Annotated in this window: 11 protein-coding genes; all 11 read right to left on the bottom strand. The window is 39.3% G+C overall.

Features of this window, described 5'->3' with window-relative positions:
• Positions 1-99: 99 nt before the first annotated feature.
• The 11 genes from NQ508_RS01140 to NQ508_RS01090 all read right to left on the bottom strand — a co-directional run bounded on the left by NQ508_RS01140 (position 100) and on the right by NQ508_RS01090 (position 22,334).
• Positions 100-2,067: an ATP-dependent DNA helicase gene (locus tag NQ508_RS01140; protein ID WP_006426958.1), complete on the bottom strand. Its 1,968-nt coding sequence runs from the start codon at positions 2,065-2,067 to the stop codon at positions 100-102.
• A gap of 518 nt (positions 2,068-2,585) precedes the next feature.
• Positions 2,586-3,020 (bottom strand): helix-turn-helix transcriptional regulator, encoded by a 435-nt coding sequence (locus NQ508_RS01135; RefSeq protein ID WP_006426959.1) that lies wholly within the window; start codon positions 3,018-3,020, stop codon positions 2,586-2,588.
• Positions 3,021-3,348: 328 nt separating this feature from the next.
• Positions 3,349-3,975, bottom strand: a complete 627-nt coding sequence (locus NQ508_RS01130; protein ID WP_006426961.1) for a hypothetical protein — start codon at positions 3,973-3,975, stop codon at positions 3,349-3,351.
• Positions 3,976-4,088: 113 nt separating this feature from the next.
• Positions 4,089-4,424, bottom strand: a complete 336-nt coding sequence (locus NQ508_RS01125) for a DUF4299 family protein (protein WP_006426962.1) — start codon at positions 4,422-4,424, stop codon at positions 4,089-4,091.
• A complete protein-coding gene (locus NQ508_RS01120; protein ID WP_006426963.1) occupies positions 4,402-5,439 on the bottom strand; it encodes a hypothetical protein in 1,038 nt (345 codons plus the stop codon). The genes NQ508_RS01125 and NQ508_RS01120 overlap by 23 nt, the downstream gene beginning before the upstream one ends.
• A 61-nt stretch (positions 5,440-5,500) precedes the next feature.
• On the bottom strand, positions 5,501-14,989 hold the full coding sequence (locus NQ508_RS01115) for a DUF6531 domain-containing protein (protein WP_006426964.1): 9,489 nt from the start codon (positions 14,987-14,989) through the stop codon (positions 5,501-5,503).
• Between the two features lie 192 nt (positions 14,990-15,181).
• Positions 15,182-16,456 (bottom strand): sensor histidine kinase, encoded by a 1,275-nt coding sequence (locus NQ508_RS01110; RefSeq protein WP_006426965.1) that lies wholly within the window; start codon positions 16,454-16,456, stop codon positions 15,182-15,184.
• A complete protein-coding gene (locus NQ508_RS01105) occupies positions 16,453-17,166 on the bottom strand; it encodes a LytR/AlgR family response regulator transcription factor (RefSeq protein WP_006426966.1) in 714 nt (237 codons plus the stop codon). The genes NQ508_RS01110 and NQ508_RS01105 overlap by 4 nt, the downstream gene beginning before the upstream one ends.
• Positions 17,167-17,569: 403 nt before the next feature.
• On the bottom strand, positions 17,570-18,130 hold the full coding sequence (locus tag NQ508_RS01100) for a hypothetical protein (RefSeq protein WP_006426967.1): 561 nt from the start codon (positions 18,128-18,130) through the stop codon (positions 17,570-17,572).
• 80 nt (positions 18,131-18,210) lie between these two features.
• Complete coding sequence (locus NQ508_RS01095) at positions 18,211-20,472, bottom strand: glycoside hydrolase domain-containing protein (RefSeq protein ID WP_006426968.1); 2,262 nt, start codon at positions 20,470-20,472, stop codon at positions 18,211-18,213.
• 170 nt (positions 20,473-20,642) lie between these two features.
• Positions 20,643-22,334: a lysozyme family protein gene (locus tag NQ508_RS01090; RefSeq protein ID WP_006426969.1), complete on the bottom strand. Its 1,692-nt coding sequence runs from the start codon at positions 22,332-22,334 to the stop codon at positions 20,643-20,645.
• Positions 22,335-22,343: the final 9 nt, after the last annotated feature.

The raw sequence follows: 22,343 nt of genomic DNA, 5'->3' as shown, positions 1-22,343 counted from the left end.
GCTATTCATCAATACCAACAATCCCACCGAAAACGCCCTTGAAATACCACCAAACTTTTCGTGCAAAATCTGCTTTTCCTGTAGCAGAACCACGAACGGTTACAGGTAGTATTCCACGCCTTTCCGGTTTCGGATAAAGTGCTGGACATCCTTGATATCTTTTGCCATCTTGCAACTTGGAAGCGCACACATCACTTCTTCGTGATACCTGCCGCCTTCTCCTGCACGCTCGTCTAAAATGGACACGACACAAGTATCTGTCTCGGTGCGGAGAGCCCGTCCGAATCCCTGTCTTAGTTTTTTCTGCATGTCTGGAACAATCACTGCCTGAATATAATCTTTCAGATTAGCATATTCCTTCTTCTGTGCTTCGCTGATGGGATCAGGAACAGCAAAGGGCAGTTTTACTATAATTAGCGAAGATACCATATCTCCGGGGAAGTCTACTCCTTCCCAACAGGAGCCGGCTGCAAAAAGGACAGCATTGTCCATTTGTTTAAACCTTGTAATCTCTTCCGGTGAATGTCTCCACACCTCTATCATCGGGAACGGAATTTCATCCCTTAACATCTGGTAAACGTTTCCCATCAAATGATAAGATGTGAACAGCACCAGCGTATGCCCGTAAGTCGAACAGATCAGTGAATGGATATGGCCTGCTATCATCTCTGCCTCTTCCTGACTTCCTCTTCTGCATTTTTTCAAATTCTTTGGCAGATATAACAGACAATTCTTCTGATATTCAAACGGGGAGTCTGCCACATATTCCCGGACTCTCCGCACTCTCTGTAATCCTGTCATTTTCCGAATGTGTGAAAATCCCTGTCCGGTTTTTAAAGTTCCGCTTGTAAGAATCGCTCCCATTCCTCTGCTCCATAACATCTGGTCCAGATACTGTGGAATCCGTCTGCTGGATGCACACAATATAATCCGGTGGTCATGGTCCTGCTTCAGATGCAGCACATACTTCTTATCCTGATGGAAAAAGCATTCCAACACACTTCTGGTTTCTTCCAGCTTGTTTCTGATCCACTTTGGAATCTTCTTTTCTAATTTTTCTATGATCTTATTCATGGTCTGTATCCCCTCATATAAATACATTGCACACTCTTCTGTCATGTGGAATTCTTCTTTGATTCCATATCTGGTTCTGTGGTTTTCTCCTATGATGTTCAGCACCATCCGGATCGTGCCGGACAGTTTCCTTATCTCCGGTCCTTGGTACTCTTTCCCTAGATAAAAGCAGATTTCCCGGATATCGTCATAACACAGGCTCTTCCCGAACATCTGCTTTGCTGCATCCGGCAGTTTGTGTGCTTCATCTATAATCAATGCCCGGTAATCTTTCAATAACGGGCGGTAATCCTGCAGTCTGTGATAACCATCAGCCAGCAGATAATTGTGATTACAGATCTGAATGAACATTTCATTATCTCTGGAACGCTCCAGATACTGCTGATACCTGCACGAACCTCTTTTCGGGCAGTCTCCAGAACAGAACTTCGGTACACTCACCATCCTTCTGTCAAACCCACTTAAGTTGGACACTTCGTCCATATCATAATGTTCTTTCAGCGACAGCAGAGCTTCTTTCTGCAACGCATTTTTGTTTTTCTCTTCGATTGCAACGATTCGTTGCGCCAACCTCTCATCGCAGACAAAATGCTCTTTTCCTTTTCGTATCACAGCTTTGATGGGAGACTGAATCGTCCCGTTCTCCTGAAGAATCCGGGAGAGAAAAGGGATATATTCTGTAAGAATTGCTTTCTGGAGTGCAATGCTGGAAGTGGATATCACGACCGGACGCTGTTCATAAGGGGAACATCCTTCTGCAAGGAGGGAATATTTTCTCATCAGAACACAGGCCACCAGATAGGCATACGTCTTGCCGATACCGACACCCGCATCACACAGTGCTATGTTTCTTCCCAGCAGGTTATCCAGCATTTCGTGGCATAACATAATCTGTTCTTCCCTTACTGCCATTCCATGTTCCGGGAACAGCACTCGGAAGATAGTATCAATTTCTCGATGTGCTCTATTGAGATATTCTCTTGTGTAATACATAATTTGTTACCTGATATGCGTGCTGATACCACATCAATACGGCTGTAAAGGATTACTCCCTACAGCCGTATGTATCTGATATCAACGACACATTCTTCCTTGATTTCTTATACTTTTGTTTTTTGGCGTTGTATTTGTCCTCGACTCCCCCATTGCCTTACGGGAACATTACAGGCGGATGCTTGGCATTGCACCGCTCATGGATTTTCTAAAGGTCTTGCTGATTACAACCCAAAGTCCATCCTCTGCTCACTGGCAGTTCCTATGTATCATTATCCCCTCGTAAGTGATCCTCGCAAAAGACCGCCACGGTCCTGTTTCAGTTAAAGGTGATTCGCTCGAAACAAAAACACCAGCAAAGAATTTTTTTATATTCTTTCCTGTCATTTTCATCTGTCCTCGCGCCTTCCTGACACGCTTCTACTTACGGGAACGTACCTGTAATGCTGGTATAGGATTGTCAAAGTACACTGGCAAAATTTACCTGCCTATTAAATAGCCGACGAAAAATGCTGTTATTATTCAATTTTCAACAAATTATTTAATTTTTTTCTTAAACGGTTTCTTTTGGTATAAACGGTCTGTTCTGCCATTCCCATAATTTGGGCAATCTCTCTTCCTGAATATCCCCATGTACTAAGCAAAAGTATCTCTAATATCTGATGTTCTGTGCCCTTTAATAATTCATAGATCCGTCGGTCTCCAATGTTGTCTAAAAGTTCTCGGATGTCCTGTGCAAACCGTCCTCTGTCCCTTTGTTTTATGGAATCCATATCCTGCATCATTTCATCCAGATGTTCCCGGTATCTGCGCTCTTCCAGAAAATCTTCCCTGTCCATCTGGCGCAACTTTCGGATCTTCTCTTCTTCCATTCCCAGTTCACGCAGTTCCTTTTCTTCCTGTTTTTTCCAATAATTCCACTTTCGTTCTTCACTTGTCTTGTTATAAGCCATTTATCTTTCCTCCGATCTGATTTTTCGTATAGAAATCAATTCGGAGCATGGCGGTGACCGGATATGTACGTTATAATATTTGAAAAATATCAAAGAAAAAAATGCTGCAACCTCTTCGATTACAGCACTTTTTTCTCTCTTATGTGAATATTTCTTGTTGGTTCATAGGAGATTCCTTCTTTTTCTCATAATGAATAAAAGTCTCTTGTCATCCATTATTTATTATAATTTTTTCTACTATTATAATAGCTTTTTTAACAAGTTTTCTTGTCTTGGAGTTTAAAAGAAAGCTACCAGTTTTTTTCCTCTGATAGCTTTCCATTCATTCTTATTCTGTTGGGAACATCGCTGCTTCCAATTTATTCATCTCTGTATTCAAAAGACCATATTTTCCTGAATTATCTTTTTCCACTGATACGTTTACAGTAACAGCTTTCCCATAACTGTTCTTTTCAAGACTCTTCTGGACGCTTTCTGTTAATACAGCTGCAAAGACTTCCGGATCATTTCCATCCAATCCCTGCTTTATTTTTTCATTGCTTACCTCTGTAGAGCTTTGTTGCAATGTCTGAAATACATTGGATGGTTCAACTTGTACACTTACTGTATAGACTCCATCCTCTTCTTTCACATCCTGTACTTTATATTTTGCCAGTTTCTTTACTTCTGTCAGTTTTTCCGCATAATCAGCAATTCCTTTATCTGTAATGTTATCGGAATCATCAAATTGCTGTTGGATACTCTCATTAAAATCCTCTTCGATTTCTTTCTTGGCATCTTTTTCCGAGATCTCTAACAGATTCGCATAGTCTTTATATTCTCCATGATAGTATGCATCAAGAGAACTTTGAACGTAAGATTTGGCATCGAAGTCTGGTTGTTTTGAACAAGCTGATAACAATATACATACTATAATTCCTATACTTATGCATAAAACACAATTCTTCTTTTGCATATTCTCTCCTTCGTATTTTATTGGTTTGCCAAAACTAATTGATTATATGGATTTAATAAATTATCATTAAAAGCTGAATTTTTCCATTCTATACATTCCACATATTTTTTCATTTAATTGCAAAATTGCAGTATTTTCTCCAATTCTTGTTTTGAAAATCCTTTAACTAATATTTCTTCGCCTTTCATATCGCATTTTATCTTCTTAAAATATTCCAATGCTTTATAAAAATCCACATCTCCTAATGGTTCTCCCTGAATGGGTACTAATAATATTCTCCATACTTTTACTTCTTGATCATCAACCTTTGCTCTAGGTTTACTATGAAAAATCGTATCTGTATTTTCTGTAAGTGGAAATACTCCAAATATATTATTATTACCAGAATAAAATTTTGCTTCTGCTCTATATGCATTTTCCCAATTTTTATTTAATCCTCTTAAAAACATATTTTTCTTCCTCCATTTCAACCAGTAAAACTTCACTTTTTTGTAAATTATCAAAAAGTATCTTCTCAAATTTTTTTCCGTCATTTACATAATTTCTTCCAGATTTATAAAAAGACACTTCTGGTATAAATTCCGTTCTTATACTTAAATTTATAAATTTTGCAAGCTGATCAAAATCAACTAAAATTTGTGGTTCTGGGAAATCATGCTCCTTATTAAATTCTTCATATTCTTTTATAAAACTCTTGTGTTCTGGCGTCTTAATCTTTTCACTCAATGGGGTATCTTTCAAAAATTTCATAACTATATGATACAAACCATGTATAAATATTGCCACCGTATTACCTAAAGACCGAATGTTTTTATCCATTCCATAAATATGTTCATTAATCCAATTACATTTTCCCATTGACTCACATAATTCTTGTAATCCGCAATTAATTCCATCTACATCTTTTTGATATAAATCATAGAAAAATTTTGCTAATTTCAAATCAAATTGAGTGCGTTTTTTCCCCATAAATGCACTTAATTCTGCTTGTGCTTTATTTCCTACTTCATTATCATGATAAGTCACAGCATAAAGCATATTATAAAAAGGTGCCGAATAACCGCAAGTAGCAGGTCCCTCCTTAAACGGCATAATTTTTTCCAACAAACTATAATCATTACATGAATAGGCGATTACTACTTCTATAAAATTAATTGTCTGTGCTCCACCACTATTCGAACGGTTTTGATAAATACAATTAAAACGATTTTCCTGATAAATTCCTTTCAACATATAATTCATATCGCCAGTTACAATAGCTTTATTTACTCCTTCAAATAAAATTCTGTTTTCACGCAACAAATTAAAATACATATTCCAAAAATACCCGTCTGCTTGTCCCAATTCAATTTTTTTCGTAAATTCATTTATTCCATTTTTAACATCATTCCAAAGCTTATCTGCACTAGATTCACCCATTATCTTTTCATATTTTTGTTGAAAACTTTTTGCACCTTTTATCATAACGTACCCCTTTCTTCTCCCCAGTGAGATGTTATATCCCACTGGGTATGTAAGACACTTTCTAATTATTTAATACTTTAAAATTCAAACTTCCATTCTTTTTAATATTATACAAATTTCGTTCATAATTATTACCAATGAGATTAGCTTTTTCTGTTCCTACCGCCTCTTCAAGACGCTTACCACCTATCCATTTCTTAGACATCTGTTTTGTTCCATCTTTCAGGGTACTTAATTTACTAGTATTATATTTAGCTTCACCCACAATGTACTCGTTTGTTCCTTTATTCTGATATACACCATCCAATCCTTGATGTCCAGCATCATTAAGACCCGTAACTCTATCTTGACTGATTCTTTCGAACCCAATAGAATCATAATACTGATCCATCTTCATTTCAGCATAATTCCCTTTTTGCTGATTTGTATACTGCACACCATCTTTTATTCCATTTTCAAATTTTGTTATCTCTTGTTTTTGCATTTCTTGAGCTTTTATTGTATCCCAATGTTTATTATATCTTGCAGCTTCATCAGCATCCATTAGTTCCGAAAAACTATTATATGCCTTGTTATCTTCCAGCAACTGGTTATTTTGTGATAAGTCTTTGGTTGCCATTTCAGTAATATGCCCAGGTTTAGTCGCACTTGAACTTCCCTTTACCAAATCTTTCACTGCACCAATTGCTTTTCCTGCACCATAAGTAAGCCCACCTAAAATACCACCAGAGATTGCTCCTGTCAATCCACCTGTTATGGTATCTTTCGCAATCTGTTTCAAGCTGTTTCCTGACAATCCAGAACTTATTGCACCATAGGAAGCACCACCAATTGCACCAGCTACAGCTCCTGAAACCATTGCTGTTCCTAAACCGCCCATTGCTGGCAATGCTGCCAGAACTGCTCCAGCTGCTAAACCGCCTGTTGCAGCAACCACAACACCTGAAACCACCATTGCCGTCACACCAATCGCTACATTCTTCCAGTTTACTTTACCCAACTGATCTGTAATACGATTTGTTGTCGTACACATATGTCGTACCACTTCTGAGCGGATTTCTGCCGTTCTTTCTGAAACATAGGATTTGAAAGATGTATAAGTTTTTCCAATTTTCTGTACCCCATTGCTTACAGAACGAATAAACTGACTTCCTCTGGATGTGATTTTTTGATATGTACTGCTACTGGTTACACGATTTTTCACAGATTGATATGTCTGTTTTGCATGTTTAGCTGCATTTTTGGCAGTTTTTGCTGCACCCTTCACTGCGTTAACAATAGTTTTTGCTGCTTTCTTAGCTGTATTTACTACTGTTTTGACTACCTTTTTCGCAGTATTAACGATTTTCTTGCCGACACTCTTGACTGCTTTCGCTGCTTTTTTAGCTGTACTCTTAATCCTGCTCCACAATGAATGTCCTGTCGGATCACTGTAATTCAACGGATTATTGGTTGTATAATCGTAGCGGTTTCTGGTTAATGGATTTTCTGTCGTTCCCAGGTCACTATCTTCAGTTGTAAAGGTTCCGTTCTCTGCGTTATAGTATCTTGCCCGCAGATACTGAAGTCCTGTTTTTACATTTGTGGACTCTCCATTGTAACCGTAATAATTGACTCCATCTGCTGTTCCTGATGTAAGGTTTCCATACGAATCGTACTGATAACTGTTCGTCAGGTTAGCATTTTCTGTCAGGATTCCGGTTACGCTGTTTCTTCCGTCATATAAATAATAACTGCTTTCTTCCGATTTATCAACGCTTACCCGTTCTCCGATTCCACTTTCTCCATAAGTATAAGCCTGACGGACTTTCTCGTCTGCTCCATACTCTGCAAGGACTTCTGTATTTTCACGATTGATATCGTTGATATACTCTGTCAATGTGTAACCTTTGGCATTTGAACCGCCTTTTACCAGAGATGCAAGCTGTTCTTTCGGGCTGTTTCCATCTTCGGTACGCTGGTTCTCCGGAATCAGGACTTCATCGCCATAGCAATCTTCCCATTTATAAGTGTTATCCAGTTCGAATACCCGGTTGTTATCTCCATCGTACATGGCTGCCATCAGGACTGTTCCACCCTGTTTTACTACTGCCAGACGATTTTCTGCTGTATATTCATAAGTGACCGGATCTGCACTGTTTGTCTTATCACATTCCTGGATCAGATTGCCATCTTTATCATAGCTGTAGGTTGTTCCCGGATCGCCCCAGATCTTTGCATTGGTCCGCTTGATGAGCTGGTTGGAATCATTGTACTTATAGTTATATTTTGCTTTGCTGACACCATCTTCGATCTTCTCGTAAGAGGTCCGGTTTCCAATCTTGTCATAAGTATAATTATGAACTGTCTTTTTACCGCCCTCTGCTTTTTCTGTACAGCGTGTCAGTTCCCAGTTGTCATCGTATTCATAGGTACGTGTCGTCTGGATCTCTTTTTCCTGATGCTCACAGTCTGCTTTGTCTGTCTCTTTCTGTGTATCGCCCCAGTTGTACCAGTCTTCCCAGCTTGGCGTCTTTCTTGTTCCAGCTTCCAGTTCCGTAGCTGTTTCTCCAACTACATATCCCTGATCATTGTACTTGTACTCATAAGTACTGATTACTTTGCCGCAGGAACCACAGGTATTCACAATCTTTGTGATATGATCTTCTGCATCGTAAGATACTTCCGTCTTTGTTCCATTACTTCTAGTAACTTCTGTCACACGATTCAGTGCATCATACTTGTATGTTGTCACCTTTCCGTTACGGTCTGTTAATTTTACGAGGTTATCATTTAAGTCGTATTCATAGCTGACCTTTGTACCATCCGGATACACGATTGCCTGCAGATTATCTGCGTCATCATAAACGTAGCTGACATCCTTTTTCGAACCGCTTGTCACTTTGGTGATTCTTCCGAGTGCATCGTATTCGTAACTGCTCTTGCCTGTCTGATCCTTCATGGATACCCGTTCCCCGGCACTGTTATATGCGTAGGTCACGTCCTTTTCGGAAGTCTCGCCTTTTGCGTCCTGATAAGATTTCTCCAACAGGTCATTCAGCTTATCGTAATCATACGTGGTTTTCTTGCCACTTGCCTGTGTATGTCCGGTCAGTCTGCCTTTTTCATCATAGTCGAATTTCTCTGTTCTTCCTGCCGGATCTTTGATGGATGTCAGGTTGCCTTCCAGATCATAAGTATAATTCGTTGTCTTATTTGCTGCATTGGTGAAGGTCACCAGGTTATCCATGTTGTCGTAACCGTAAGTTGTTACACCGCCAAGGGCATCGGTTACTTTGGTCAGATTGTCATTCTTGTCATATTCCAGACGGCTCTTTAATCCGGTCTTATCTGTAACAACCTGAATATTACCATGTGCATCGTAATCAAATCCCGTTGTGAATCCACGCTTGTCTGTAATAGAAGTTACCCTGCTGTCCTTATCATAGGTATAGGATTCCTTCTGACCCAGTGCATCGGTCTCTTCTGTTACACGATTGTCTTTATCGTAGACTGTCTTTGCAACATAGCCCATCGGGTCTGTTACAGATGTCACATTATAATTCTTGTCATATCCATAACTGGTCTTTCTTCCACCCGGTTTGGTGATCTCAGTAATATTTCCTGCCGGGTCGTAAGTATAAGCAGTTATCTTACCAAGCGGATCAGCTGCAGAAGTCATCTGGCCTGCCAGGTCATAACTGTAGGTATTGCTCCGTCCAAGTGGATCTGTCTCCTTCACCAGATTGCCATACTTATCATAAGAAAAGCTGGTTGTTCCATCCAGTGCATTGGTAGAAGACTTCATGTTGTGGAGCTTATCGTAAGTATAAGTGGTGGTACTCTTTAAGCTGTCGCTTTCTTTTACCACGTTGTCCACTTTATCATAAGAGAAATTCTTGGTATAACCCAGCGGACTGGTCATACTCTTCAGACGTCCGGCTTTATCATAACTATAGGTATACTCTCCGCCATTCGCCTGTGTCATCTTTGTGACATTGTCATTCAGGTCAACACTGTACTGTGTCTCATTTCCCTTTGCATCCGTTACAGAAATGACATTGCCATGCTTGTCGTAATCGTATTTGGTAACTGCTCCCTTTGGAGAAATCTGTTCCGTCATGTTACTCAGGCTGTCATATTTGTATTCGGTAATGAGTCCCATCGGATCTTTTGATTTGGTAAGATTTCCAATGGCATCATAACGGTATTCATTTGTTTCTTTTAACGGAGAAGTCTCCCCGATCTTGCGGTCCAGTTCATCATACTGGTAGGTTGTCGTATTTCCATTTCCATCTGTCTGGGATACGAGGTTGTCATTTTTATCGTAAGTATACTTGGTAACCGTACCGTTTTCATCGACAGATTCCGTCACATTATCATTTCCGTCATACTTAAAGGTGCTGGATGCTCCCAGTGGATTTGTCTGAGAGATAACCCGGTCTTTCTTATCGTAAGCGTATTTATATGTAGCTTCCTCTTCTTCTGTCATGGATAACTGGTTGCCGACTTTATCGTAGGTAAAGGTTGTTTTATGACCTTCCGCATCCGTTACCGCTGTAATGCGGTCCATAACATCATATTCATAAGATGTGGTACTTCCGTCTGCTTCAGTAAGTTTCAGGAGTCTGCCGTACTGATCGTACTTGTATGTTGCTGTCCTGCCAAGTTCATCGGTCTGTGTCAGTACATTTCCGGCACCATCATAAGTATAATCCATGCTGTTTCCACCATTGTCGGAGGAATGGATCAGGTTGCCTGCTCCGTCATACTGATAGGTAATTACGAGTCCCTGTGCATCCGTACATTTTACAAGCTGTCCGATGGCATCGTACTCCATCAGCACCTTGTCTCCTGTCGGCAGTATTATGGATGTGTTATTTCCCTCTTTATCATACACATAGCTGTACGCATTGCCGAGGGCATCTGTCATCTTTGTGCTGTTACCCTGTGAATCGTATTCGTAAGTAGTCTTTCCTTTCAGGGCGTCCACCGTCTGTTCCAGATTGTCGGTGGAATCATATTTCATTGCTGTAATGTTGCCCTTTGCATCGGTTGCCGATGTCATGTTTCCATTACCATCGTAAGTCATGGTACTGGTATTTCCATTTTCATCGGTAGAGGATACCAGATTTCCATTTAAGTCATACTTCATGGATACGGTATATCCAAGGGCATCTTTGGATGTAGTCAGATTTCCTGCCTTGTCGTAAGCATAAGTATCTGTTCTTCCCTCTTCATCGGTAGAAGATACCAGATTGCCTGCTTTATCATAAGTATATGTGGTAGTTCCACCTTCTGGGTTGGTTTCACTTAAGCGGTTTCCTGTATTATCGTAGGTATAAGTCCAGGTTCTTCCACTGTCATCTGATTTTGATACCAGATTGTCTGCCGCATCATAAGTATAAGTGGTAACTGCACCTAATTCATCTGTCTCTTTAGCGAGCCTTCCGCAGTTATCATATTCCTTGGAATGGCTGCTTCCATCTCCATAGGTAATCTTGGTTTCATTTCCTAATGCGTCATATTCATATTTGGTTATATTACCAACTGCATCTTTGGACTGAAGCACCTGTCCAAGAGAATCAAACTTGGATACGGTTGCATTTCCATTTCCGTCGGTATATTTTTTCAGATTTCCTGCTTTGTCATATTCATAGAGCTTTGTTCCAAAATCTTTATTACTCTCTTCTATGACACGTCCCATGCTGTCATACTTGTAAGTAATTGTATTTCCTTTTGCATCGGTTGCTTTGACCTGCTGATAATTCTTATCATAGGCGTAGCTGATCTGATTTCCTTTCGGATCCGTACCACTGGTCATGTTGTACATCTTATCGTAGGTATAAGTGGTAGTATTCCCCAGTGCGTCAGTACTTGCCGTAATATTTCCCACACCATCGAGTGTATAAGCGGTCACACCGCCATCGGCTGCTGTCTTGGAAATTAAATTGCCATTCGCATCGTAACTGTTCGAAGTGACATTTCCAAGTGGATCTGTCATGGTAACTGCACGATTCATCGCGTCATACGTGAATCCCCATGCTGCTCCGTTTCCATCCACATATCCGGTCATGTTCGGTCCGTCATACGAATATGTTGTTGTGACACCTCTGCCGTCTGTCTGGGATACCATACGATGTTTGTCATCGTAAGTATAGGTAATGGCTGTTCCATCCGGTTTTGTAGATGTGACCATATTTCCATTACCGTCATAACTGTAAGTAACCGTTGCTCCGTTATATCCGGTTGCACTGGTCAGCTTATTCTGCTCATTATAAGTATAGGAGGCTGTCTTTCCATCCTCTCTTGTCTCCGTTGCTACATTACCAAATGCATCATAAGTGTAAGTTTTTGTTCCGGCTGCTGTCGTTTCGGAAGCAAGCTGATTTTCTGCATTATAAGTCTTTTCACAGGTTGTTCCATCCGGATATTCAATGGATGTTGTGCGGTACTGATCATCATAATGATAAACGGTCTTATTTCCTTCGTTATCCGTTGTTGTAGTAGAACTTTTTCCGTACTTGAAAGTTGCCGTTCCTTTTTCTGCATCAGTCTGCTCTACAACTCTTCCTTCTTTATCGTAAGTATTCTTTACAACCGTATTGCCATTCTCATCTTTCCAGCTTGTCATACGGCTGTCATCATCATATTTGTACTCTTTTGTTGTTCCATTCGGATCTGTTACAGATATCAGATTTCCCTGCTCATCATATTTGTAAGAAACTTTTCCACCATCTGGAAGAGACAGTTCCTTGATATGCCCGAATTTATCCTGTTTTACCCCGAATGTTTTTCCGGATGGTGTGGTAATCTTGCTTAGATTATAATCATCGTCATAATCTAACACTGTCTTAAATCCATTCACATCCGTTACATAACGTAAAATTCCGTATTTATCAAATGACCAGATGCTCTGATCCGCATCTGTCAGTTCCCATCCGATGTAGTCATGGTCTGTATCTTTATAGCTGACTGCTTTTAAGTCGTATACATAACCATCCGGAGCAGTGTAACTTCCATCTTCATTCTTATCAAAGATCAGATAACTTCCGTCCCCTCTCATATACAGAAGGCTTCCGTCCTCCATCTGAGAAAGTGACTGGTCATAGTTAAAGCTCCATCCACGTCCGAACATGGAATGCTGGTCTGTTCCTTTGGAATTGTAGCTTCTTGTAATGGAGAATTCCCCATTCAGCTCATTCATCGTCGCATCGGACTGATCCATGTAGAAATTACCAGTATTTAAATTGACTGGTTCAAATCCAAATTCACAGTGCAGGCCTCTTCCCATCAATGCTCCGTCAATCCGCATCTTATCCTGATCGGTAAGCGGTGCAGGACTATATGGAACATTTGTCTGTGGGTTACGGATAAAGATTGTGTTGTTTGCGACTACCAGTGCATCCATAACCTGATTGTCTTTCATAATGTTCTTAAGCGGAACACCATAATATTTTGCAATCTTCGGGAATGTATCAAACTGCTTCACTTCATAAATCACAAAGCTGTCACTGGTCACTTCTTTTCCGGTTTCCAGTTTGCCATCAATTTCTTTCGATGCTTTTGCTTTTATTTTATAGAGTTTATCTTTTGTCAGTCCTGAATACAAAGCACTCTGCCAGTTGGAATCTTTGCTGTAATACTTATTCGCCTCCGGGAACTGCTTATTATATTCCGTGCTGTCTGGATAGGAATACAATGGTTTTGCATCTGTTTCGTGATGTTCTTCATTTTCCTCATCTGGAAGCAGATAATATTCTACTGTAGATTTGCTCTTTGCAATTCCGTCTGCAAATACGGCATCAAACTTCAGCTTTCCATTTGTATTCTTTTCTGTCATCGGGCGAAGCAGGATCGTTGTTTCATCCAGTGACATATCACGCAGATATGGATCTTCAGCCGGTGACCACTGGATGCTGAGTTTCGGTCCATAAACGGATGCCCTGTTATTCAGTACCTCACACTGCATAGAAGCTCCAAGGTTATTTGCCTCGGCAATGGCTACCAGTGCAAATCCGTTATTCGCATGAGTTCCCTGTACCCAGTCATTGACCAGATCTTTGACATCATAATTGATATAGCTGTTCCTGCTGGTACTTGCATTCTGTACATCCTGAAACGTAAGATTTACTGGTTTTGTTTTCCATGTGATGGAGGTGTTCCACGACTGATCCACACGATAAAGTCCAAACTGGGATGCACCACCACTGTATGCAGTTTTCTGACTGACTGCAAATGTTGCACTGTCAATTTTGGAATCTTTCGGAATCTGACTAAAATTCGAATTTACTTTGATATAAGTACGGCAGTTCTGGTGTGCTGTTCCAAATCCTGCAAGGTTTCCAGACTTAATACCATCATCAAATCCGACATACGGATAATTGTTATCTCCAATCTGACTGGTTGGACTTCCCTCTTCCACACCAATCATGTTAAAGGAACTCTTCTGGATCTCCACTGGTGTCGGATCGATTCTGACCGGATACTGACGTTCTTCTGCTGAAAGCCAGTCCATATCTGGTTTTACGGTCAGGATTGTTTTCCCATCTTCTTCCCGAAGTTCCAGAGTAATCAGGAAACTGATTTCTCCGGCAGCATCTTCCATAGACGGTGCTTCCAGAAGATACTTTGCATCTTTGATTGTTTTTCCTTCTGGATAAATGTATACCTGATTATCTTTTACTTCAGCCTGATATCCCGGAATCTGAAGTTCATATTCATACGATTCTCTGTCTGTTGGCTGCTGAAGTACGATATCTTCCTTAATGCTGGAATCCAGTACCGTATACTGAACATCTGCTCCTTCATAAACTTCATTATAAAGGATCGCATTGTCCTTAATAACGGAATGTGTATAATCTCCATCTACTGGAATGATCCCGATTCTGGTCTTTCCATTTTCAATCGTTACACCATTGTCTTCTGACATCTGTTCTGGAAGAAGAATGGCATAATCATTAGCCTTGTTCTGATAAACCTCCGTTTTCTCTTCCTTTTCTTCATCTGGCGATACGCTGCTGGCCTCCTGTGCTTCTTCGGATGCCGGAGTGTCTGCTTCTTCCGGCTTTACAAGAGTATTATCTACCAGTTCTGTATCACCATCTTCATTCTTATAAGTTCCGACATATCCACCATAAACGGTTGTATACTGCTTCTCTCCGGTCTTATAAGTTTTGGAAATGGCATCATAATCAATCAGTTCACCTTCCGGTTCTTCCGGAATCGGATAGTAATCCTGTGGTTCTTTCAACTCCACTTCTTTTTCCTGCGGATTTTCTTCTGTTTCTTCCGCTGGAGTTGTCTGTTCTTCCTGAGTCTCTGTATTTTCCGATGGTGTCGTTTCATTTTGTACGTCCGCATCAGACTGCTGACTCTTGTCTTGTTCTCCAGATGTGGAATCTGTTATCCCGGCTTCCTCTTCAGTCAAAGCCTCTGGTCTGGAGAAATCTGCATTCTTCTGTACATCCTCAATGGCCTCTTTTGCCTGTACAAAGATAGGTTCTGTTCCCTGTAGTGCCATCAGGAGTGCAAGTACTAAGGCTATAGCCGACTTTCGAAATCTCTTCATAGTCTCTTTCTCCCTCTTGTAATCTTTTTCTATAATTCCTTTACAAAATAACCGCTACCCTCCTTTTTTCTGACTTTGGCACTACTATAATCTAAAAAATCACAAAATTTTCACAAATGGTAAAAATGACCCTTGAGGTGGCAAAAATAGACGAAATGGGTTGAAAAAAAATAGTAAGACACCATCGCCTTACTATTTTTCATCTAATTTCATATATAATAATATTTTCACTTGAAAGGATTTCTCCGTATGGCAGATCTCCATCTGACCATGATACTTTTCTACTACGAGTTTCACATTCTGTAATCCTATTCCATGTCCTTCTTTCCTGCTTTTCGTTGTCAGATAAATTCCATTCTGCACTTTTGGTGTATCTTTTATGCTATTCTCAATCTGGATATTCATGATTCCTTTTCCATAATACATCTGAAACGATAATCTCCGTTCATCTGAAGCTGCCGCCCCACGAATGGCATTATCCATAAGATTTCCTACAACTATACTTAGATCAAATAATTCTTTCCCTATATGATTCGGTATTTCCACAGAAATCTCTGGCTTTTCAATTACTGATTTCACATCTTCCAAAATATAATTCAGCAGATTATTCATATTACGGTTTTCTGTATATAAATGATGACATAAGGCTGTTCTGGCTATATTCTCCATTTGTTTCAGATAAGACAGAATCTCTTCATTTCCTCCCGTTTTTGCCATCGCCCCTATCGTTATAAGATGGTGCTTGTAATCATGATGTATCTTATTCAGCCTGTCCTGTGATTTCATCATCATCTCCAGTTCTTTTGCATATTGACTCATCTGAAGCTTCATCTCTTCCTGTTTTGCTGTTTCAACATAACTTTTCTGAACCTCATCGTGCAGATAGAAAATAAATACATTGATAAACAGTAAGAATAATACAATCGTAGACCGCACACCTCTTCTGTCTGGCAGCAATATCCTGATACAGACTATAATGCTGATTACCGGGACAGAAAGCATAGCCAGCCAATGACTGTTCTTTATATAATAGCTTCTCTTTACATCCACTTTTCTTTCAATAATGACTTCCAGTAAAAAGAATATAAAATTTCCCATTACGATAGTTCCCGGTCCCATGTGATGATGTACCGGATTTCTTGCTACCGCATACCGTTGAAAAAACACGATTGGAATCCCATCACATAAAATTCCCATAATATATACCATAAGTGTATTCCAGACATGATGTTGCCAGTCTGCCTGATATGCTACTGTTATAATTAACAGAGCGATCAGCTCAAAGAGCAGATCTCCGTACATCGTTCCCCACTGCATACTTCCCCAGCAGGAAAGCAGATACGCACAAAAATATGCAAATAGCTTTTGTGTATCCTCATCTTTTGGATACAGGATGGTATTGTAACGGAACACAGTATAAATCCAGAATAATTTACTTGTCAGATAAGTGATCAAATGTATATTCATAATCTTTTCTTCTCCGTTTGTAATAGTCTTTCTCTGACCTTCTTGCGATTTGCTTTACTGATACTGAGACGTGTCTTATCTTTCATAACCACGTTGTCATATTCGTAATGCTCCACGTGTTCCATATTGATGAGATAGGACTTGTGAATCAGTAAGAAATATTCTTCTGTTATATCTGCTACATCTTTTAATTTTCCTCGATATTCATATTCTTTTTCCGATGTCACGATATGTACTCTTTTTCCCAGACTATAAAAATACAGGATCTTATCATAAGAAATTTTATGGATTCCTTTTGTATCCGTATATTCAAATATTTTCTTCCGTTCTTTTAACAGTTCCCGTAATTCACCTATCACCCGGAAAAGTTCTTCCTCTCGGATTGGCTTTACAAGAAAATCAAATGGATGAATGCGGAATAATTTCATAGCATATTCCTGATATGTTGAAATATAGGTAATCCGCAATTCTTTTCCATAATTTTTCTTTCGTATCTCCGTTCCAATATCAATTCCATTTTCATGTCCCAGACAAATATCAAGGAATAACATATCGTAGGATTCTTCTTCCAGCCTGTTAAGAAGCTGCTCCGCAGAATAGTATATTTCTACAGATATCTGACAGTCATTCGCTTTCCCATAATGGAGTAGCTTCTGTTCTAACCAATTACATAGGATGATGTCATCATCACAGATTGCAAGTTCTAGCATATTTTCTCACCCTCAGTCTTTCGTAACACGACAAATAAGGAAAAGAATCTCTTTCAATTCTTTTCCCGAATGGACATTAACAATTTTGTGTCATTTTTCTGGTGCAACAGCACCACTTCCTTTGCTGTCTTATTTTGCCCTCTATATAATAAACACTTGAGTAAGAAAAAACTGTCGCCATTTTATAATTTATTTATATTTTTTATGTTTTATTTATATTTTATCCAAATATTACAGCGATAACTAATAATGTCACCCCCTGCATTATTCTTTTTATTTTTAGCGTCATTTGATAAAACATCAACGTTTTTGATGGCAAAAAGGGAACCTGCAAAACCAGATTCCCTTTAAAATACATGCTCTTCTCTAAAAGGATGATAAATCCACCATCCTCTGCTTATTTTTAAAAACTTTTTCCTTTTTTACAATACTTATAAATATTAAATGGTTTTTCTTTTTTTTCAAATAAAATCCCTGTTGTTTTAATAATTTTTATAAGTTCATCCGACTCCATATCTGTCGTTTTAAATATAAATATTTTCTTTTCATTTGTTATGAAAAAAAAGAAGTTTTTATATAAGAACATTCTATCAATATTTTTAAATTCATAAATTTGATCTTCATCTATTTTAATTGCGTTTTCATCGATATCCACCGTTTCATATCCTGATCTACCCCAGACAAATTCATGAACATTTTTTTCAAAATTTTTACCAATCATTTGATACCAAATAATCCAAGCCACACAAGCCACACAAGTTCCAATCCCTATTCCAAACATCAAATAACTTTCCGACAGATAACAATTAATCGACAGTAAAAATTCTACAGGTGTAAAAATATAGATAATCATTCTACTTTTCTGTCTTGTTTTAAATAATTGATTAGGAATTATAAACCCAAGCGAAAGCATTCTTTCTAATTCTTCCCTATCCTCATCTGACACAATTGATTTAATATGCATTCTTCTTAATCCCCCTTTTGCCAGAGGTCCTCTTTATAAAATCGAACCTCTGGCCATTGTCTCTTTTATTCTTTTACAATTTACAGCGCTTGAATCAACAAACCAAAAACAGTACCTGCTCCAGCTGAAAATAAAGCAATAATTGACGGAATTGCATTTACAACTAATGCACCCGCAAGAACTAATATTACGGCTCCTGCCAGTATATTACTATGCTCTTTTGTGAATTCTACAACATTAAATTCAAGACCACTATTAGAATTTAATGTCATTGTAAAAATCAAAGCAACCGATATTGTCCACTCTTTTTCCTCTTCTGGCAGCAAATCTGATGTACTAAATACAATGGAAAACTCTACACTATTGGCAAAAACATTATTTATTTCAAAAGCAATATTACCAGATTTAACCGATAAAGCAATTTTTTCTATCGTATTTCCAAAGTTATCTGCTCCCTCTATACCTGTATCTGATAAATTTGATGAAATCTCCATAATTTGATTTTTGCAAGTTTGTGTCAATTCTCCATCATTTCCTATATCCACTTTTATATTATAAATTTTACCAGTTGAACTTTCAAGCGATGTGGATATTTTAGTAGAAATATCAATTGCTCCTTGAGGACTCATCATTGTTCCCAGTGAAATTTCCTTATCATACTCCACACCCACATCCATAATTTTATTCAGATAACCAAGCGGCTCCATTACATTATAGACATATTGATTTCGTGCTATTTTTACCTTTGCCCGAAGATTTTCTTGCGCTATTTCCTCATCTGTTTTTGTCGATACGGCATCGAACTTTTTAAATCCAGTATCTCTCCCTGAATATGCATCTTTATCCAGTGGGAACGAAGGTGATGAAGAAAATGAGTTCAACTCACAAAATTGATCAAATGCCCAGTTCTTCGGCATCGAATATCCCAAATTACAGCTAAATCCAGTTGACATATCTGCCACAAATGATTTACTTGCCAATCCTGCTTCATAAACTTTAGTACATACATATCTTGGTGCATAAATGCCGACTTTATAATTTTTATCATTTGTCGAACTGAAAAAGATCATGTGAATCTGTTCAAAATAAGGTATAATAAATGTATCAATCTGATATGAATAACAATCAAAATCCACTGCAAAGTATATAGTCGTTCCACTTGGTATACCGATTCTCTCGGCTGCTAAAATTGCTGTCTGTGCATCAACACTTCCCTGGGACGGATCCTTAAAATAGTTTAATTCATATCCTCCATCCTGATATATCGGGAATACCGATAATCCTGCATTTTCAATGTTTTTCACTTCTGTTGATGTCAAATATTTCGGTGTATGTTCTTTTCCAACAGAACCTGTCAGATAACGTCCTACATGAGTATACCCTGCATTTTTTATATCTAATGCCTGTTGTTTATTTAATACTGTTGCACAGTCACACGCTTTTGCTGCCCTGTTTGTATCGCCTTTACTCGTAAGCAATGATTTCATAGTAGAAACATTTACTTTTCCTTTTGTTACAAGTCCAATTCCTGTCAGACCATAAAACTCCTGAAATTCTGACACCTTTGACTCTGTAGTCGAATCAAACACGCCATCGAATCTTCCCGGATTATATCCGTTAAAATATAGTCCGTATTGAGCAATCTTATTAAATGGAACATATTTCGTCGAGTTCTGTCCGTTCTGTAATGTACCCGGAAACGCATTTGTTGTTGCATCGCCAAAATTAACTGAATTCAAATCTGTAATTAATTCAGTTGTAACTCCTTCAGCCGCCTGCAATGCACCAACTAAAGACAAAATTGTCTGTCTTGAGGCAATTCCATCACAAGGTCCAACACCAATAACATCTGACCAGTCACTATTTAATTGCTGTTGAATAAGAACAATATTGGAATCCCCACCAGAAACCTTTGTAAACCAGTTTAGGGATAACAATCCAGACCAAACTTTCCAATCAATTTTGCCCGTAACTTCCAGTCCTGCATTTTCCTGCATCTTTTTAACTGCATTTACTCCTGATGTATAATAAATTCCAGTAATTCCTCCAGCAGCATATCCTTTGCAAAACAGAGCACACTGAACCAAGCATATATTAACCTGCGGAGTATCATTCGGATCCATTTTTGTAATAATGGCTAACTTCTTCATGGTATTAATAGTAAGTGGTCCAACCGTTCCTGTAATCGTTGAGATTCCATTCTGAATCTGAAATGCACGAATGATTCCCTGCATCACGGCTGTTCCGGTCTTTCCATCTTCATCCAGTTTTACCCAATCCTTATGTCCACCAAACATCGCATTTAAATATTTTTGTGCTGCTTTTACATTCTGATCACTCATATTCACTACCTCCTAATTCAAGTCAATTATAAAGATTTCTAACTCTTTATATGTCTATCACTAAAAGTTACAATAACAATTTATCAATCAACTGTGCCTATTTTGTGACTATTTTCCAAAGCATTCATTAACTCCCTTATAAAATCCTTAACAAATTATGAAAGAAACCATCAATTTATCACCCCATATCCCATTATAGAACTGTAATCTACTGCATAATTTCTCTGCCGTACCTGATCACTGGAATTTCCCTCAATCGTGTAAACTCTTCCACCTTCACACTTTTCTACTATTCCTACATGATCCGATGTTCCATCATGATCCCAGTCAAAAAAGATGATCATTCCAGCTGTCGGAGTTGTTCCGCCACTCTGCCACTTATTCTTTCCCTGAAACCAGGACACTCCATCACTGCACAATGAGAATTTAGGAACATTCCCACTTGCAATCAGACCGCTCTGATCCGCACACCAGCTTACAAAACAGGCACACCATTCTACCCGACTGTCAAATCCGTACCAGCTCCAGAACTTCTGACCGCCACTGTTTCCAAGCTGCCCCATTGCAACCGACACAATCTGCTGATTACCAAACAAACCAGCAAACAGGCTGCCACCGGAATAATACCGCATCACATGGGGAACGTATTGGGGATCTCCGTAACTGCTCCATCCATGCGAAGCTGCCTGTTCCTGTGAAAACTGCAATGCATTGGCTTCTGTATAACCGCCTCTTTGCAATGCCCATCCTATGTAGCCATTTCCATAGTTATATCCCTGCCATGCAAGTTTCAGCTTGTCCAGATCCTGTGGACTGCTGCATCCTGCCTGTCTGATACAGTCTGCAAAGGTCTGTACTCCAACCTCTATCGAATAATCCGGATCAGTAATAGAACCAGGAGTGTGTGGGAATCTTGTATTATATGGACTTTCCGAACACTGCATCGGGTCTGTTCCCCTGCCTCCAGATTCCTGCATCATGATGGCCTGTATCGCAGACACATATTCCGGAATGCCGTATTGGGATGCATACTGCTGTATCACAGAAGTATACGCAAGCACTTCTTCACTTAGGGATTCGGAGCTTTCCGAATTACTGCTGAAAGCTGCTCCTGCAATGATTCCCACAATCAGAATAAATACCAGAAGAAATGCACTACCTCCGGCAGCAATCCATTTTCCCATTTTTTCAAGAGCTACTACCCCTTTTTGAATCGCTGCTGTAATTCCCTGTACGGATAACTTTGAACCCTTTCCAGTTACCTGAAGGACTGCTTTTCCACTTTCTGCCGATGCCTGTGCTGACTTTCTTGCCATCTGGGCTGCTCTTGCTTTCTGCATCGCCTGAAGACTTTTTTCCATCTGCTGTTTCTGCATGGATGCCTGTGTCTTTATTTTTTCTTGAGACAGACCGGATACTTTTACCACTCTCGGTGCTGCTTTCACCTGCCGTTTACCATTCTCCTTGGCAAGTGCTGCCTGCTCCGGTTTCAACTTGATTAATTTCTTTCCGCTTTCTGCCCCCTGCTCCATTGCTTCTTCGGCAGCTTTCGCTTCTTCCTGTCTGCTTTTTCTTTCCTTTATCTTCCTGTAGGTCACTCCAGCAAGTTTTTTTCCACCTTGATATGTGGTTTTCCCTATACTTTTTCCTGCCACACTCGCCGCTCTGTACTGTACGGATTCTATTTTTTCAGTTCCATACTGTGTTGGGGATTCTGACTGCCCACTGCTTTTTTCATGTAGTTCCCTTGGCTTTTCTTTTGCTTCCAGAACCGCTGAGCGAACCAGTTCTTTCGGAAGTCGGGCAGCCGGATTTCGAATCTTCGGATTCTTATCCCTTACCCGTTCCTTGATATCTTTCATCCGGTCACC

The sequence above is a fragment of the Dorea longicatena genome (assembly GCF_025150085.1).
GTDB lineage: Bacteria > Bacillota > Clostridia > Lachnospirales > Lachnospiraceae > Dorea_A > Dorea_A longicatena.
Note: the sequence above shows the minus strand (reverse complement) of the source record. Positions and strands in the feature narration are given on the sequence as shown.

Bases quoted from the DNA above. Each gene is read 5' to 3' on its own strand.
- NQ508_RS01140 (WP_006426958.1), bottom strand. From the start codon at position 2,067: ATGTATTACACAAGAGAATATCTCAATAGAGCACATCGAGAAATTGAT.
- NQ508_RS01135 (WP_006426959.1), bottom strand. From the start codon at position 3,020: ATGGCTTATAACAAGACAAGTGAAGAACGAAAGTGGAATTATTGGAAA.
- NQ508_RS01130 (WP_006426961.1), bottom strand. From the start codon at position 3,975: ATGCAAAAGAAGAATTGTGTTTTATGCATAAGTATAGGAATTATAGTA.
- NQ508_RS01125 (WP_006426962.1), bottom strand. From the start codon at position 4,424: ATGTTTTTAAGAGGATTAAATAAAAATTGGGAAAATGCATATAGAGCA.
- NQ508_RS01120 (WP_006426963.1), bottom strand. From the start codon at position 5,439: ATGATAAAAGGTGCAAAAAGTTTTCAACAAAAATATGAAAAGATAATG.
- NQ508_RS01115 (WP_006426964.1), bottom strand. From the start codon at position 14,989: ATGAAGAGATTTCGAAAGTCGGCTATAGCCTTAGTACTTGCACTCCTG.
- NQ508_RS01110 (WP_006426965.1), bottom strand. From the start codon at position 16,456: ATGAATATACATTTGATCACTTATCTGACAAGTAAATTATTCTGGATT.
- NQ508_RS01105 (WP_006426966.1), bottom strand. From the start codon at position 17,166: ATGCTAGAACTTGCAATCTGTGATGATGACATCATCCTATGTAATTGG.
- NQ508_RS01100 (WP_006426967.1), bottom strand. From the start codon at position 18,130: ATGCATATTAAATCAATTGTGTCAGATGAGGATAGGGAAGAATTAGAA.
- NQ508_RS01095 (WP_006426968.1), bottom strand. From the start codon at position 20,472: ATGAGTGATCAGAATGTAAAAGCAGCACAAAAATATTTAAATGCGATG.
- NQ508_RS01090 (WP_006426969.1), bottom strand. From the start codon at position 22,334: ATGAAAGATATCAAGGAACGGGTAAGGGATAAGAATCCGAAGATTCGA.